Annotated in this window: 14 protein-coding genes; 12 read left to right on the forward strand and 2 right to left on the reverse strand. The window is 71.4% G+C overall.

Annotated features, from left to right (window positions below; all coding sequences use genetic code 11):
* Positions 1-45 precede the first annotated feature (45 nt).
* The 8 genes from ACFYUS_RS03995 to ACFYUS_RS04030 all read left to right on the forward strand — a co-directional run bounded on the left by ACFYUS_RS03995 (position 46) and on the right by ACFYUS_RS04030 (position 9,250).
* Positions 46-1,074, forward strand: a complete 1,029-nt coding sequence (locus ACFYUS_RS03995) for an ABC transporter permease (protein WP_388845428.1) — start codon at positions 46-48, stop codon at positions 1,072-1,074.
* A 110-nt stretch (positions 1,075-1,184) separates the two neighbouring features.
* Positions 1,185-2,948: an ABC transporter substrate-binding protein gene (locus ACFYUS_RS04000; RefSeq protein WP_388845431.1), complete on the forward strand. Its 1,764-nt coding sequence runs from the start codon at positions 1,185-1,187 to the stop codon at positions 2,946-2,948.
* 113 nt (positions 2,949-3,061) lie between these two features.
* On the forward strand, positions 3,062-4,060 hold the full coding sequence (locus ACFYUS_RS04005) for an ABC transporter permease (protein ID WP_388845434.1): 999 nt from the start codon (positions 3,062-3,064) through the stop codon (positions 4,058-4,060).
* Positions 4,057-5,163 (forward strand): ABC transporter ATP-binding protein, encoded by a 1,107-nt coding sequence (locus tag ACFYUS_RS04010; protein ID WP_388845437.1) that lies wholly within the window; start codon positions 4,057-4,059, stop codon positions 5,161-5,163. Before ACFYUS_RS04005 ends, ACFYUS_RS04010 begins: the two co-directional genes overlap by 4 nt.
* Entirely contained in the window at positions 5,160-6,347 is a 1,188-nt protein-coding gene (locus ACFYUS_RS04015; protein ID WP_388845440.1) for an ABC transporter ATP-binding protein, read from the forward strand. Before ACFYUS_RS04010 ends, ACFYUS_RS04015 begins: the two co-directional genes overlap by 4 nt.
* Before the next feature lie 95 nt (positions 6,348-6,442).
* The gene (locus ACFYUS_RS04020) at positions 6,443-7,120 is read left to right on the forward strand and encodes a trimeric intracellular cation channel family protein (RefSeq protein ID WP_388845443.1); all 678 of its coding nucleotides are present in this window, start codon (positions 6,443-6,445) and stop codon (positions 7,118-7,120) included.
* A 23-nt stretch (positions 7,121-7,143) separates the two neighbouring features.
* Positions 7,144-7,995, forward strand: coding sequence for a thioesterase family protein (locus ACFYUS_RS04025; protein WP_388845446.1), 852 nt, complete (start codon positions 7,144-7,146; stop codon positions 7,993-7,995).
* A gap of 91 nt (positions 7,996-8,086) precedes the next feature.
* On the forward strand, positions 8,087-9,250 hold the full coding sequence (locus ACFYUS_RS04030; protein WP_388845449.1) for a cysteine desulfurase family protein: 1,164 nt from the start codon (positions 8,087-8,089) through the stop codon (positions 9,248-9,250).
* On the opposite strand, the gene ACFYUS_RS04035 is transcribed toward ACFYUS_RS04030, so the two are convergent.
* Entirely contained in the window at positions 9,243-9,917 is a 675-nt protein-coding gene (locus ACFYUS_RS04035) for an N-acetylmuramoyl-L-alanine amidase (RefSeq protein ID WP_388845452.1), read from the reverse strand. The two genes, ACFYUS_RS04030 and ACFYUS_RS04035, sit on opposite strands and share 8 nt — an antisense overlap.
* Positions 9,918-9,978: 61 nt before the next feature.
* On the opposite strand from ACFYUS_RS04035, the gene mnmA reads away from it, so the two are divergent.
* Complete coding sequence (gene mnmA / locus ACFYUS_RS04040) at positions 9,979-11,097, forward strand: tRNA 2-thiouridine(34) synthase MnmA (RefSeq protein ID WP_388845454.1); 1,119 nt, start codon at positions 9,979-9,981, stop codon at positions 11,095-11,097.
* Here the strand turns inward: mnmA and ACFYUS_RS04045 are convergent.
* Entirely contained in the window at positions 11,094-11,633 is a 540-nt protein-coding gene (locus ACFYUS_RS04045; RefSeq protein WP_388845457.1) for an alpha/beta fold hydrolase, read from the reverse strand. The two genes, mnmA and ACFYUS_RS04045, sit on opposite strands and share 4 nt — an antisense overlap.
* A 77-nt stretch (positions 11,634-11,710) precedes the next feature.
* On the opposite strand from ACFYUS_RS04045, the gene ACFYUS_RS04050 reads away from it, so the two are divergent.
* Genes ACFYUS_RS04050 through ACFYUS_RS04060 form a run of 3 tightly spaced genes read left to right on the forward strand, consistent with a single transcriptional unit; the run spans position 11,711 to position 13,957 of the window.
* Positions 11,711-12,250 carry a TIGR00730 family Rossman fold protein gene (locus tag ACFYUS_RS04050; protein ID WP_388845460.1) on the forward strand — a complete coding sequence of 180 codons (540 nt, stop codon included), beginning with the start codon at positions 11,711-11,713 and terminating at the stop codon, positions 12,248-12,250.
* A gap of 7 nt (positions 12,251-12,257) precedes the next feature.
* Positions 12,258-12,956, forward strand: coding sequence for an SDR family oxidoreductase (locus tag ACFYUS_RS04055; protein WP_388845463.1), 699 nt, complete (start codon positions 12,258-12,260; stop codon positions 12,954-12,956).
* 11 nt (positions 12,957-12,967) lie between these two features.
* Positions 12,968-13,957: a methionine synthase gene (locus tag ACFYUS_RS04060; RefSeq protein ID WP_388845466.1), complete on the forward strand. Its 990-nt coding sequence runs from the start codon at positions 12,968-12,970 to the stop codon at positions 13,955-13,957.
* The last annotated feature ends 15 nt before the right edge of the window (positions 13,958-13,972 follow it).

The following is a 13,972-nucleotide window of genomic DNA, read 5'->3' on the forward strand; positions in this document are numbered from 1 at the left end:
CGGGCAAGGGCCGGCTATCCGCGGCCGAGAGGGGTCCTCACCACGATGACGGCACCACTGCACGAGACGAGTGCGGGCGAGGCGACCGCCACCGTCGACGGCGCGCCCGACGCTCCCGGCACTCCGGACAAGTCCGGCGCGGCCGGCAAGGCGATCGAGGGGCGCTCTCCCTGGAAGATCGCCTGGACCCGCCTCAAGCGCGACAAGCTGGCCCTCGCGGGCGCCTTCGTCGTCATCTTCCTGATCCTCGTCGCGATCTTCGCGCCGGTCATCGTGGGCCTCCTCGGCCACCCGCCGGACGAGTTCCACGAGGACCAGATCGACCCGCTGTTCGGCACGCCGATCGGGTCCTGGGGCGGCATCAACGGCGACTTCCTCCTCGGCGTCGAGCCCGTCAACGGCCGCGACGTCTTCAGCCGGATCGTCTACGGCGCCCGGATCTCGCTGCTCGTCGCCTTCCTGGCGGCGGTCTTCGCGGTCTTCCTCGGCACCGTCCTCGGCATCATCGCGGGCTACTTCGGCGGCTGGATCGACGCGGCCCTCAGCCGGGTCATGGACGTCATGCTCGCCTTCCCGCAGCTGCTCTTCACGATCGCCCTGGTCTCGGTGCTGCCCAACTCGCTCCTGGGACTCGACGGTTCGGGGGTGCGCATCGCCGCCCTCGTCCTGGTGATCGGCTTCTTCGGCTGGCCGTACGTGGGACGCATCGTCCGCGGCCAGACCCTCAGCCTGCGCAACCGCGAGTACGTCGAGGCCGCCCAGAGCCTGGGAGCCGGCCGCTTCTACATCCTGCGCCGCGAACTGCTGCCCAACCTGATCGCCCCGATCACGGTCTACGCGACCCTCATGATCCCCACCAACATCCTGACCGAAGCGGCGCTCAGCTTCCTCGGCGCGGGTGTGAAGCCTCCCACCGCTTCCTGGGGCCAGATGCTGTCGACGGCCATCACCACCTACGAGTCGGACCCCCTGTTCATGGTGATCCCCGGCCTCGCGATCTTCATCACCGTTCTGGCGTTCAACCTCTTCGGTGACGGCGTGCGTGACGCGCTCGACCCGAAGGGCTCCCGCTGACCGTTCGCCGACGACACGCAAGACCCGCCCCTGCCGCTGGCGACAGGAGGCCCATCCCCAATCGGCGGACCGCCGTAACGGCCGCCACTATCCCGGAGGTTGCTGGACCCATGCTGAAAAGCTCTCAGCGCAGAATCGCCGCGGGCGCGCTGCTTGCGGCGGCCACGATGGTCGTCACCACCGCCTGTGGCGGCGGCGCGGACAAGGATGGCGGCAAGGGCAGCGCGGGTGCGCCCGGCTTCAACGCCGGCGTGAACAAGGTCGCCAACGCCTCCGACAAGAAGGGCGGCGAGCTGAAGTTCATCGGCTCGCAGGAGGCCGACAGCTGGGACCCGCAGCGCGGTTACTACGGCTTCGTGTGGGACTTCGCCCGCTACTACACGCGCCAGCTCGTCACCTTCAAGGCCGAGCCGGGCACCGCCTCCACCGAGCTGGTCCCCGACCTCGCCACCGACGCCGGCAAGGTCTCGGCCGACGGCCTCACCTACACCTTCACGCTGAAGGACGGGATCACCTGGGAGGACGGCAAGCCGATCACCTCCAAGGACATCAAGTACGGCATCGAGCGCATCTGGGCCCAGGACGTCATCTCCGGCGGTCCGATCTACCTCCAGCAGGTCCTCGACCCCAAGGGCGAGTACAAGGGTCCGTACAAGGACACCTCCGCGGACAAGCTCGGTCTGAAGGCGATCGAGACGCCGGACGACAAGACCATCATCTTCAAGCTGCCGGTCGCCAACGGTGACTTCCTGCAGATGCTGGCCATGCCGGCCGCCTCCCCGGTCCGCCAGGACAAGGACACCAAGGCCAAGTACGGCCTGAAGCCCTTCTCCTCCGGCCCGTACAAGTGGCAGTCGTACACGCCGAACAAGTCGATGAAGCTCGTCCGCAACGACAAGTGGGACGCCAAGTCCGACACCGTCCGCAAGGCGCTCCCGGACAGCATCAGCGTCACGTTCACCACGAACGCCGACGACATGGACAACCGTCTGGTCGAGGGCGAGTACGACCTCGACCTCAACGCGACGGGTGTCGGCGCCGCCGCCCGCCAGAAGGTGCTCCAGCAGCACAAGGGCAACGTCGACAACCCGCAGACGGGCTTCATCCGCTACGCGGTCTTCCCGCAGACGGTGATCCCCAACATCGAGTGCCGCAAGGCGATCATCTACGCCGCCGACTCGAAGTCCCTCCAGACCGCCCGCGGTGGCCCGCAGGCCGGTGGCGACATCGCCCCCAACATGCTGCCCCCGGGCATCAAGGGCGCCGACCCGCAGGCCGACCCGTACGGCAAGCTCGCCGGCGCCCCGGACCTGGCCAAGGCCAAGGACGCGCTGAAGAAGTGCGGCAAGCCGAACGGCTTCAAGACCACGATCGCGGTCCGCAACAACAAGAAGATCGAGATCGCGACCGCCGAGTCCCTCCAGCAGTCGCTGAAGGCCGTCGGCATCGACGCCCAGATCGACCAGTTCGACGGCGCCCAGACCTCCGGCATCATCGGTTCGCCGAAGGTGGTCAAGGAAAAGGGCTACGGCATCATCATCATGGGCTGGGGCGCCGACTTCCCGACCGGTCAGGGCTTCCTCCAGCCGCTGGTCGACGGCCGCTTCATCCTCCAGAGCGGTAACAACAACTTCTCCGAGCTGAACGACAAGGCCATCAACGGCCTGTTCGACCAGGCGCTGAAGGAGACCGACCCGGCCAAGGCCGGCGAGCTCTACAAGCAGATCAACACGAAGGTGTCGGAGGCCGCGGTCTACCTGCCCTTCACCAACGAGAAGAACATCATCTGGCGCAGCTCCCGGCTGACCAACGTCTACACGGCGGACGCCTACAACGGCCGCTACGACTACGCGTCGCTCGGCGTCGTCAAGTAATCCGACCCGCTTCACCGGCGCACCACCCGCCGCCAGGTCCGAAGGGCAGGTGATGGCCGCCCCGGCGGCCGGGGAATCCGACCGGATTCCCCGGCCGCCGACCGGCCGACCGCATGCTTGCATACATATTCCGACGGCTCTTCTCAGTCGTCGTGATGCTGCTCGTCGTCACGCTCGTGACGCTCAGCATCTTCTTCCTCATCCCCAAGCTGACCGGCAGCGATCCTGCCGCGATGTTCGTCGGCAAGCAGGCGGATCCGGCTTCCATCGAGGCCATCCGGCAGAAGCTGGGCCTGGACGAGCCGATCCTGGTGCAGTTCTGGCACTTCGTCTCCGGCATCTTCGTCGGCCGGGACTACACCGGCGGCGGCGACACCATCCACTGCGCCGCGCCCTGCTTCGGCTACTCGTTCCGTACGGAGCAGGACGTCTGGAGCATGCTGGTCGACGCCTTCCCGGTGACCCTGTCCATGGTCCTCGGCGCCGCCGTGCTGTGGCTGATCCTCGGCGTCTCGGCAGGCGTGGTCTCCGCGCTCAAGCGGGGCACGATCGTGGACCGCGCCGCGATGATCACCGCGCTGGCCGGCGTCTCGCTCCCCATCTTCTTCACCGCCATGCTGTCCATGCTCGTCTTCCGCACGCAGCTGGGCTGGCTCAAGTCCTCGTACACCCCGATCACCGAGTCCTTCGGTGGCTGGTTCGGCGGCCTGCTCCTTCCCTGGGTCACCCTCGCCTTCCTGTACGCGGCGATGTACGCGCGCCTCACCCGCGCCACCATGCTGGAGGTCCTCGGCGAGGACTACATCCGCACCGCGCGGGCCAAGGGCCTGCCGGAGTCGGTCGTGCTCGGCAAGCACGCCATGCGCTCCACCATGACTCCCATCCTGACCATCTTCGGCATGGACCTCGGCGCCCTCGTCGGCGGCGCGATCCTGACCGAGACCGCGTTCAGCCTTCCCGGCCTCGGCCAGGCGGCCTTCCGGGCCGTCAGCGAGCGGGACCTGCCGCTGATCCTGGCGGTCACGCTCATCACGGCCGCGGCCGTGGTCATCGCCAACCTCGTGGTGGACCTTCTGTACGCGGTGATCGACCCCCGAGTGAGGCTCGCATGACGGACAAGCTGACGAAGACCGGCGCGGCGGTGGGAGAGCCCGTCGACACCGGGAAGTCCGCCCCCTCCGAAGCTTTCCTCGACGTGCGCGACCTGAAGATCCACTTCCCGACCGACGACGGTCTGGTGAAGTCGGTCGACGGCCTCAGCTTCCAGCTGGAGAAGGGCAAGACCCTCGGCATCGTGGGCGAGTCCGGCTCCGGCAAGTCGGTCACCTCGCTCGGCATCATGGGCCTGCACACGGTCGGCCAGTACGGCCGGCAGAAGGCGAAGATCTCCGGCGAGATCTGGCTGAACGGGCGCGAGCTCCTCTCCGGCGACCCGGAGGAGGTCCGCAGGATGCGCGGCCGCGAGATGGCGATGATCTTCCAGGACCCGCTGTCCGCGATGCACCCGTACTACACGGTCGGCCACCAGATCGTGGAGGCGTACCGCGTCCACCACAGCGTGGACAAGAAGACGGCGAAGAAGCGGGCCGTCGAACTCCTCGACCGGGTCGGCATCCCCGAGCCCCTCAAGCGGTTCGACAACTACCCGCACGAGTTCTCCGGCGGCATGCGCCAGCGCGCGATGATCGCCATGGCGCTCGTCAACAACCCCGAGCTCCTCATCGCCGACGAGCCCACCACGGCGCTCGACGTGACGGTCCAGGCCCAGATCCTCGACCTGATGCGCGACCTCCAGAAGGAGTTCGGCTCCGCGGTCATCATCATCACGCACGACCTCGGCGTCGTCGCCGAGCTCGCCGACGACATCCTCGTGATGTACGGCGGGCGCTGCGTCGAGCGCGGACCGGCCGAGTCCGTCTTCTACGAGCCGCAGCACCCCTACACCTGGGGCCTGCTCGGCTCGATGCCGCGGATCGACCGCGAGCAGACCGAGCGGCTCATCCCGGTCAAGGGCAACCCGCCCAGCCTCATCAACGTCCCGAGCGGCTGCGCCTTCAACCCCCGCTGCCCGTACGCCGACGTCCCCAAGGGCGGCATCACGCGTACCCAGCGCCCCGAGCTGACCCTCGTCGGAGAGCGTCACCACTCGGCCTGCCACATGCCGCAGGAGGAGCGCACCCGCATCTGGACCGAAGAGATTGCGCCGAAGCTGTGAGCGACAACAAGAGCACTGAGCCCCTGCTCAAGGTCACCGGCCTGCAGAAGCACTTCCCCATCCGGAAGGGCCTGCTCCAGCGTCAGACCGGCGCGGTCAAGGCGGTCGACGGGCTCGACTTCGAGGTCTACCCCGGTGAGACCCTCGGCGTCGTCGGCGAGTCCGGCTGCGGCAAGTCGACGATGGGCCGGCTCATCACCCGCCTCCTCGAACCGACCGGCGGGAAGATCGAGTTCCAGGGCACGGACATCTCGCACCTCGGCGTGTCGGGCATGCGCCCGCTGCGCCGGGACGTCCAGATGATCTTCCAGGACCCGTACGGCTCGCTGAACCCGCGCCACACGGTCGGCTCGATCGTCTCGGCCCCCTTCAAGCTCCAGGGCATCGAGCCCGAGGGCGGCGTGAAGAAGGAGGTCCAGCGCCTGCTGGGCCTGGTCGGCCTGAACCCCGAGCACTACAACCGCTACCCGCACGAGTTCTCCGGCGGCCAGCGCCAGCGCATCGGCATCGCGCGCGCCCTCGCCCTCAAGCCGAAGCTCGTGGTCGCGGACGAGCCGGTCTCCGCCCTGGACGTCTCCATCCAGGCGCAGGTCGTCAACCTCCTGGACGACCTCCAGGAGGAGCTGGGCCTCACCTACGTGTTCATCGCGCACGACCTGTCGGTCGTCCGGCACGTCTCGGACCGCATCGCGGTGATGTACCTGGGCAAGATCGTGGAGCTCGCGGACCGCAAGTCCCTCTACGAGGCCCCGATGCACCCGTACACCCGGGCCCTGATGTCCGCGGTCCCGATCCCGGACCCGCGCCGCCGGGGCGTGAAGAGCGAGCGCATCCTGCTCCAGGGCGACGTCCCGTCCCCGATCGCCCCGCCGCCGGGCTGCCGCTTCCACACCCGCTGCTGGAAGGCGACGGACCTGTGCAAGACCCAGGAGCCCCCGCTCCTGGAGCTCCGGCCGGGCCAGCGCGTGGCCTGCCACCACCCGGAGAACGCGGAGGGCGTGACGGTCCCGGAGCCCCGCCAGTCGGTCGAGGTCACGATCACGAAGAAGCCGGAGGCCCCGGAGCCGGAGCCGGCGGCGGAAGCCGAGGCACCGGAGGCCGAGGCCGAGGTCGAGGCCGAGGCGAAGGCGGAGGCCGACGTGGAGAAGATCGACGTGAAGAAGGACGACGCGTCCGGGGAGTGATCCCCGGGCGAGGCCGAGGGAGGCCCCTGCCGCCGTACGGCGGCAGGGGCCTCCCCGTGTCCGGGGGCGGACGGGACGACCGGGACAATGGGCCCGTGCTCCACGACCTGTTCACCCCCTCCGTCCAACACGCCCTCGACCTCGTGGGCATCTTCGTCTTCGCCATCTCCGGCGCCCTCCTCGCGGTCCGCAAGAACTTCGACGTCTTCGGCATCGCCGTCCTCGCCGAGGTCACCGCCCTCGGCGGCGGTCTCTTCCGCGACCTGGTCATCGGCGCCGTGCCCCCCGCCGCCTTCACCGATCTCGGCTACTTCCTGATGCCGCTGATCGCGACGGTCCTCGTCTTCTTCCTCCACCCGGAGGTGGAGCGCACCCAGACCGCGGTGAACGTCTTCGACGCGGCCGGCCTCGGCCTCTTCTGCGTGACGGGGACGACGAAGGCGTACGACTACGGCCTCGGCCTCACCTCCTCCGCCGCGCTCGGCCTCGCGACGGCCGTCGGCGGCGGTGTGCTGCGCGACGTACTGGCCAACGAGGTGCCGTCGCTGCTGCGCTGGGACCGGGACCTGTACGCCGTCCCGGCGATCGTGGGCGCGACGATGGTCGTGCTGTGCATCCGGTTCGACGTGCTCAACGGGTTCACGAGCGGTGTCGCGGTCCTGACCGCCTTCGCGCTCCGGCTCCTCGCGATGCGCTACCACTGGCGGGCGCCCCGCGCCTGGAACCGCCGCTCCTCCGCGCGCGAGGAACCGGAAAAAGCTACCGCTCAGTAGCAACCTGCGGTACCGTCGGAAACATGAGCACGAGCACCGAGAACGCCGTCGCCGTCACGAGTGAGTTCGACCGCGACACCGCCGTCACCCTCCGGGAACCCGGGGTCTACGACGCCGAGCTCTCCGCCGGCTGGACGATCATCCACGCCGTCAACGGCGGCTACCTCCTCGCCCTGCTCGGCCGCGCCCTCGGCGACCACCTCCCGCACCCGGACCCGTTCACCATCTCGGCGCACTACCTGACGCCGTCCGTGCCGGGCCCGGCGGTCATCCGCACGGAGACGGTCCGCACCGGCCGCACCCTGTCCACCGGCCAGGCCTCGCTCTTCCAGTACGCCGAGGACGGCACCGAGGTCGAGCGCATCCGCGTCCTCGCCTCGTACGGAGACCTCGACACCCTCCCGGACGACGTCCGCACCTCCGCGACGCCCCCGGCGATGGCGGCGATCGAGAACTGCTTCAGCGCGGCGGACGCCCCGGCCCCGAGGATCCCCGGCTCCTCGGCGATCGCGGGCCGCCTCGACCTCCGCCTGGACCCGGCCTGTGTGGGCTGGGCGGTCGGCGCCCCGTCCGGCAAGGGCGAGATGCGCGCCTGGTTCGGCCTCGCCGACGGCCGCGAGCCCGACGCCCTGTCGCTGCTCCTCTCGGTGGACGCCCTGCCGCCGACCTCCTTCGAGCTGGGCCTCAAGGGCTGGACCCCGACCGTCGAGCTCACCACCCACGTCCGCTGCCGCCCGGCCCCCGGCCCCCTCCGCGTCTCGATCACCACCCGCAACCTCGCCGGCGGCTTCCTGGAGGAGGACGCCGAGGTCTGGGACAGCGCCGACCGCCTGGTCGCCCAGTCCCGCCAGCTGGCCCGCGCGCCCCGCGACTGATCCGCCGCGCGGCCGAGAACAGCCGTCGCCGTCCGGTGAGAACGGGCCGGGCGGCGGGCCCGCGTGCCCGGGCTCGTAGAATCGACGCACCATGGCTTACCTCGACCACGCCGCGACCACGCCCATGCTGCCCGAGGCGATCGAGGCGATGACCGCCCAGCTCGCCGTCACGGGCAACGCCTCCTCCCTGCACGCCGCCGGACGGCGCGCCCGGCGGACCGTCGAGGAGGGGCGCGAGACGCTCGCGGCCGCGCTCGGCGCGCGGCCGAGCGAGGTCGTCTTCACCTCCGGCGGCACGGAGGCCGACAACCTCGCCGTGAAGGGCCTGTACTGGGCCCGGCGCGCCGCCGACCCCCGCCGTACCCGCGTGCTCGCCAGCCCGGTCGAGCACCACGCCGTCCTCGACGCGGTCGACTGGCTCGCGACCCACGAGGGCGCGGTCGTCGAGTACCTGCCCGTCGACCGCCACGGCCGCGTCCACCCCGACGCCCTGCGCGAGGCGATCGCCCGCGAGCCCGAGTCCGTCGCGCTGGCCACCGTCATGTGGGCGAACAACGAGATCGGCACGATCATGCCGGTCCGTGAACTCGCCGACGTCGCCGCCGAGTTCGGCGTCCCCCTGCACGCCGACGCCGTCCAGGCCGTCGGTCAGGTCCCGGTCGACTTCGCCGCCTCCGGCCTCGCCGCGATGACCGTCTCCGGCCACAAGATCGGCGGCCCGTACGGCATCGGCGCCCTGCTCCTGGGCCGCGAGCACACCCCCGTGCCCGTCCTGCACGGCGGCGGTCAGGAGCGGCACGTCCGCTCCGGCACCCTCGACGTGCCCGCCGTCGCCGCCTTCGCGGTCGCCGCCCGGCTCGCCGCCGAGGGGCAGGAGGAGTTCGCCCGCGAGGTGGGCGCCCTGCGCGACGAGCTCGTCACCGCCGTCCGGGCGGTCGTCCCCGACGCGATCCTCGGTGGCGACCCCGTCGAGCGGCTCCCCGCCAACGCCCACTTCACCTTCCCCGGCTGTGAGGGCGACTCCCTGCTCCTGCTGCTCGACGCGGCCGGCATCGCCTGCTCCACCGGCTCCGCCTGCACCGCCGGCATCGCCCAGCCCAGCCACGTCCTGCTCGCCACCGGCACCGACCCGGACCTGGCCCGGGGCACCCTGCGCTTCTCCCTCGGCCACACCTCCACCAAGGAGGACGTGGCGGCGGTCGCGGAGGCGATCGGCCCGGCCGTCGAGCGGGCCAGGACCGCCGGCCTCAGCTGAGCCGCGAGCGGGCCCTCCGGACGAGCTCCATGTACCGGTCCCAGTCCCAGTGCGGACCGGGATCGGTGTGGTCCGTGCCCGGCACCTCGACGTGCCCGATGACGTGCTCCCGGTCCACGGGTATCCCGTACCGGGCGCATATGTCGGCCGTCAGCCGCGCCGAGCCCCCGTACATCGCCGTCGTGAAGTCCTGCGGCCGGTCGACGAAGCCCTCGTGCTCGATGCCGATGCTCCGCTCGTTCATGTCGCGGTTCCCGGCGTGGAAGGCGACGTCGAGCTCGCGGATCATCTGCGCCACATGACCGTCCTTGCGGACCACGTAGTGCGCGGCGGCCCCGTGCGACGGGTCCTTGAAGACCTTCAGGGCGGAGGCGTAGCTGCCCTGGACGACATGGATCACGACCCGGTCGATCGGATAGTCGTCCGGCCGGTCGGCCCGCCGCCAGTTCGCCCGCGCCGCCGCCGTCCACTCGGCGCCCTTGTGGTCGAGCTCGCCCTCGACCCGCTTCTTCTCCATCCCCGGCAGCCGCCACCAGAGCCGGCCCAGCTCGTCCCTGGCCAGCGCGGCCGTGCCCACGGCGGCCGCCGCGCCGCCGATCAGCACGGCCCGGCGCCCCATCCGCCGCCCGCCCGCCCCGTTCCCCGTGCCCTCAGGCTTGCTCCCCATGCCCGGGAGAACGCTTACTCCCGCGACCGCGGTTCCCGTCGCCCCGTACCCTGGTACCGCTATGACTAAGACTCTCCGCGTCCTCGCCGCCATGTCGGGCGGAGTGGACTCCGCCGTCGCCGCCGCCCGCGCCGCCGAAGCCGGTCACGACGTCACCGGCGTGCACCTGGCCCTTTCCGCGAACCCGCAGTCCTTCCGTACGGGAGCGCGCGGCTGTTGCACGATCGAGGACTCGCGCGACGCGCGCCGGGCGGCCGACGTCATCGGCATCCCCTTCTACGTGTGGGACCTCGCCGAGCGGTTCCGCGAGGACGTCGTCGACGACTTCGTCGCGGAGTACGAGGCGGGCCGCACGCCCAACCCGTGCCTGCGCTGCAACGAGAAGATCAAGTTCGCGGCGCTCCTCGACAAGGCGCTCGCGCTCGGCTTCGACGCGGTCTGCACCGGCCACTACGCGACCGTCGTCCTCAACGAGGACGGCACCCGCGAGCTGCACCGGGCCTCCGACATGGCCAAGGACCAGTCGTACGTCCTCGGCGTGCTCGACGAGAAGCAGCTCGCCCACGCCATGTTCCCGCTCGGCGACACCCTCACCACCAAGGACGAGATCCGGGCGGAGGCCGAGCGGCGCGGGCTCGCGGTCGCGAAGAAGCCCGACAGCCACGACATCTGCTTCATCGCCGACGGCGACACCCAGGGCTTCCTGGCGACCCGCCTCGGCAAGGCCGAGGGCGACATCGTCGACGAGTCCGGCGCCAAGATCGGCACCCACGAGGGCGCGTACGGCTTCACCATCGGCCAGCGCAAGGGACTGCGGATCGGCCACCCGGCCGCGGACGGCAAGCCCCGCTACGTCCTCGACATCTCGCCCGTGAACAACACCGTCACCGTCGGCCCCGCCGAGGCCCTCGACGTCACCGCCCTCACCGCCATCAAGCCCCGCTGGTGCGGCACCGCCCCCGAGGGCCCGGGCCGCTACACCGCCCAGCTCCGCGCCCACGGCGACGAGACCCCGGTGAGCGCCTCCCTGGAGGACGGCGAGCTGAAGGTCGCCTTCGACGCGCCCGTCCGCGGCGTCGCCCCCGGCCAGGCGATCGTCCTGTACGACGGCACGCGCGTGGTGGGCTCGGCGACGATCGCGACGACGGCACGGCGCACGGCCGCACCCGCCCAGGGCTAGGACTCGTCGAGGAAGTCCGCCAGGACCGGCGCCAGGACGTGCGGGGCCACCTCGTGCGTCTGGCCCGTCAGGGTGCGGTGCCGGGCCCGGGGGAGGGCCGCCGTCAGGGCGCGGGCGGCCCGGCGGGTCGCCACGGGGCTCGCGCCCCCGTCGACGACCAGCACGCGCGCGTGGACGGCCCGTACGAGGTCGTCCGCGAGCGGCTCCGGCTCGTAGACCGACACCGCGCCCACCGGCAGCCCGGCCGCCGCCCCCGCGAGCGCGAGGGCGCCGCCCGTCTCCGTGCCGTGCACGGCCGCACCCGGCCCCGCCGCCTCCAGGACGGCCGCCAGGTCCTCGATCTCCCGCTCCGCCGTGCCCGGTCCGCGCCGCTCGTACGTCACGACGGAGAACCGCCGGGCGAGCAGCCCGGCGAGGGCCCGCCCGCCGCCGTCCGCGCCGCCCACCAGCACGACGGCCGGCCCGTCCCCGTACCGCTCGTACGCGATCTCCGTACCGTCCCGCGACACCACACGACCCCTGCGCACCTCGTCCATGGCAGGGCAGACCAGGGCCGTCGCCCAAACTCATCGCCGCCCGCCGGACTTCTTTCGCGACCCCCTACGGTGGGGCCATGAACATCTGCGTCTTCCTCTCCGCCGCCGACCTCGACGAGCGCTACACGACCGCCGCCCGCGACTTCGCCACCCGCCTCGGCAAGGCCGGCCACACCCTCGTCTGGGGCGGCTCCGACACGGGCCTCATGAAGGTCGTCGCGGACGGCGTCCAGGACGCCGGCGGCCGGCTGGTCGGCGTCTCCGTCGACTTCCTCGCCCACAAGGCCCGCACGAACGCCGACCAGATGGTCGTCGCCGGCGACCTGGCCGAGCGCAAGGCGCTGCTCCTCGCCAAGTCCGACGCGATCGTGGTCATGGTCGGCGGCACGGGCACCCTCGACGAGGCCACCGAGATCCTGGAGCTGAAGAAGCACGGCAAGCACGACAAGCCGGTGGTCCTGCTCAACACGGCCGGCTTCTACGACGGCCTCAAGGCCCAGTTCCGCCGCATGGAGGACGAGGGCTTCCTGCCCCGCCCCCTCTCCGAGCTCGTCCTCTTCGCCGAGGACGGCCCGGCGGCCCTCGCCCACCTGGAGGCGGAGATCGCCTCCCGCTGATGCGAGCATGGTGACCATGGCAACTCATGTGATCACCGGAGCCGGTTCCGGCATCGGCGCGGCCGTCGCGCGCCGCCTCCACGCGCGCGGGGACGAGCTCGTGCTCCACGCGCGCGACGCGGGGCGGGCCAAGGAACTCGCCGCGCGGTTCCCCGGGGCGCGGACGCTCGTGGGGGACCTCGCCGACCCGGACCGGCTGTCCTGGGCGTTCTCGCACCAGAGCCTGCCCGACCGGGTGGACTCCCTGCTGCACATCGCGGGTGTCGTCGACCTCGGGCCGATCGGGGAGCTGACCCCGAAGACCTGGCACCACCAGCTGAACGTCAACCTGGTCGCCCCGGCCGAGCTGACCCGGCACTTCCTGCCGCAGCTGCGGGTCTCGCAGGGCCACGTCGTCTTCGTGAACTCGGGCGCCGGGCTCAACGCGCACGCCGAGTGGGGCGCGTACGCCGCGTCCAAGCACGGTCTCAAGGCCCTCGCGGACTCCCTGCGGCACGAGGAGCACGCCCACGGCGTGCGGGTCACCTCGGTCTACCCGGGCCGCACCGCCAGCCCGATGCAGGCGAAGGTGCACCAGCAGGAGGGCAAGGAGTACGACCCGTCCCGCTGGATCGATCCCGAGTCCGTGGCGACGGCGATCATCACCGCGATCGACCTGCCGCGCGACGCGGAGATCAACGACCTCACCGTGCGCCCGGGGCGGTAGGCGTGGGCGACATGAAGCTCTTCGGCCCCGCCACCGGCGTCGGGTCCCTGCCCGGGGGCGACGCCCGCGAGGCCGCCAAGACCGTCACCGGGTCCTTCGAGGACTTCCCGTTCCTCGCGGAGCTGCCCGCGCGCGGCCCCGGCGCCGACATGATCGGCCGGACCCTCGGGATGCTCGTCGACCTGTACGCGCACGTGGAGCCGAGCGGCTGGCGGATCAGCGACCGGCCGGGCCGCGACACCAAGCGGGCCCGCTCCTGGCTCGGCGAGGACCTCGACGCCCTGGAGGAGTTCACCCAGGGGTACGAGGGTCCGCTCAAGGTCCAGGCGGTGGGCCCGTGGACGCTCGCCGCCGCCCTGGAACTGCGCGGCGGCGAGGCCGCCCTCGGCGACGCCGGGGCCTGCCGCGACCTGGCCGCGTCCCTCGCCGAGGGGCTGCGCGAGCACCTCGCGGAGCTCGCCAAGCGGGTCCCGGGGGCGCGGATCGTGCTCCAGCTCGACGAGCCCTCGCTCATCGCCGTCCTGCGCGGGCAGATCCGTACCGCCAGCGGCTACCGCACCCACCGGGCCGTCGACCGGCAGGTCGTGGAGAGCGCCCTGCGGGACGTCATGGCCGTCCACGACGGGCCGGTGATCGTCCATTCCTGCGCGCCCGACGTGCCGTTCGCACTGTTGCGTCGCGCCGGGGCCGCGGGCATCTCGTTCGATTTCTCGCTTCTCACCGAACGTGACGAGGAGCCGATCGGCGAGGCCGTGGAGGCCGGCACGAAGCTCTTCGCCGGTGTGGTGCCGTCCACCGACACGGCATTGTCAGACCCGGGCGGTAGCGTCATGGGTGTCAGAACGCTGTGGCGCAGGCTGGGGCTGAATCCGGGGGCTCTCGCGGAGTCCGTGGTCGTCACGCCCACGTGCGGGCTCGCGGGTGCTTCGCCCGCCTATGCCCGGGCGGCGCTCGCCCACTGCGTCAGAGCGGCACGGTCGCTCGCGGACAACCCTGAGTAACGGGAGGACGAAACG

The sequence above is a fragment of the Streptomyces sp. NPDC004284 genome (assembly GCF_042874035.1).
In the GTDB taxonomy this organism is placed as follows: domain Bacteria; phylum Actinomycetota; class Actinomycetes; order Streptomycetales; family Streptomycetaceae; genus Streptomyces.

What these genes read in the sequence shown, in the direction of transcription:
- ACFYUS_RS03995 (WP_388845428.1), top strand. Translation starts at nt 46, where the DNA reads ATGACGGCACCACTGCACGAGACGAGTGCGGGCGAGGCGACCGCCACC.
- ACFYUS_RS04000 (WP_388845431.1), top strand. Translation starts at nt 1,185, where the DNA reads ATGCTGAAAAGCTCTCAGCGCAGAATCGCCGCGGGCGCGCTGCTTGCG.
- ACFYUS_RS04005 (WP_388845434.1), top strand. Translation starts at nt 3,062, where the DNA reads ATGCTTGCATACATATTCCGACGGCTCTTCTCAGTCGTCGTGATGCTG.
- ACFYUS_RS04010 (WP_388845437.1), top strand. Translation starts at nt 4,057, where the DNA reads ATGACGGACAAGCTGACGAAGACCGGCGCGGCGGTGGGAGAGCCCGTC.
- ACFYUS_RS04025 (WP_388845446.1), top strand. Translation starts at nt 7,144, where the DNA reads ATGAGCACGAGCACCGAGAACGCCGTCGCCGTCACGAGTGAGTTCGAC.
- ACFYUS_RS04030 (WP_388845449.1), top strand. Translation starts at nt 8,087, where the DNA reads ATGGCTTACCTCGACCACGCCGCGACCACGCCCATGCTGCCCGAGGCG.
- ACFYUS_RS04035 (WP_388845452.1), bottom strand. Translation starts at nt 9,917, where the DNA reads ATGGGGAGCAAGCCTGAGGGCACGGGGAACGGGGCGGGCGGGCGGCGG.
- mnmA (WP_388845454.1), top strand. Translation starts at nt 9,979, where the DNA reads ATGACTAAGACTCTCCGCGTCCTCGCCGCCATGTCGGGCGGAGTGGAC.
- ACFYUS_RS04045 (WP_388845457.1), bottom strand. Translation starts at nt 11,633, where the DNA reads ATGGACGAGGTGCGCAGGGGTCGTGTGGTGTCGCGGGACGGTACGGAG.
- ACFYUS_RS04050 (WP_388845460.1), top strand. Translation starts at nt 11,711, where the DNA reads ATGAACATCTGCGTCTTCCTCTCCGCCGCCGACCTCGACGAGCGCTAC.
- ACFYUS_RS04055 (WP_388845463.1), top strand. Translation starts at nt 12,258, where the DNA reads ATGGTGACCATGGCAACTCATGTGATCACCGGAGCCGGTTCCGGCATC.
- ACFYUS_RS04060 (WP_388845466.1), top strand. Translation starts at nt 12,968, where the DNA reads ATGAAGCTCTTCGGCCCCGCCACCGGCGTCGGGTCCCTGCCCGGGGGC.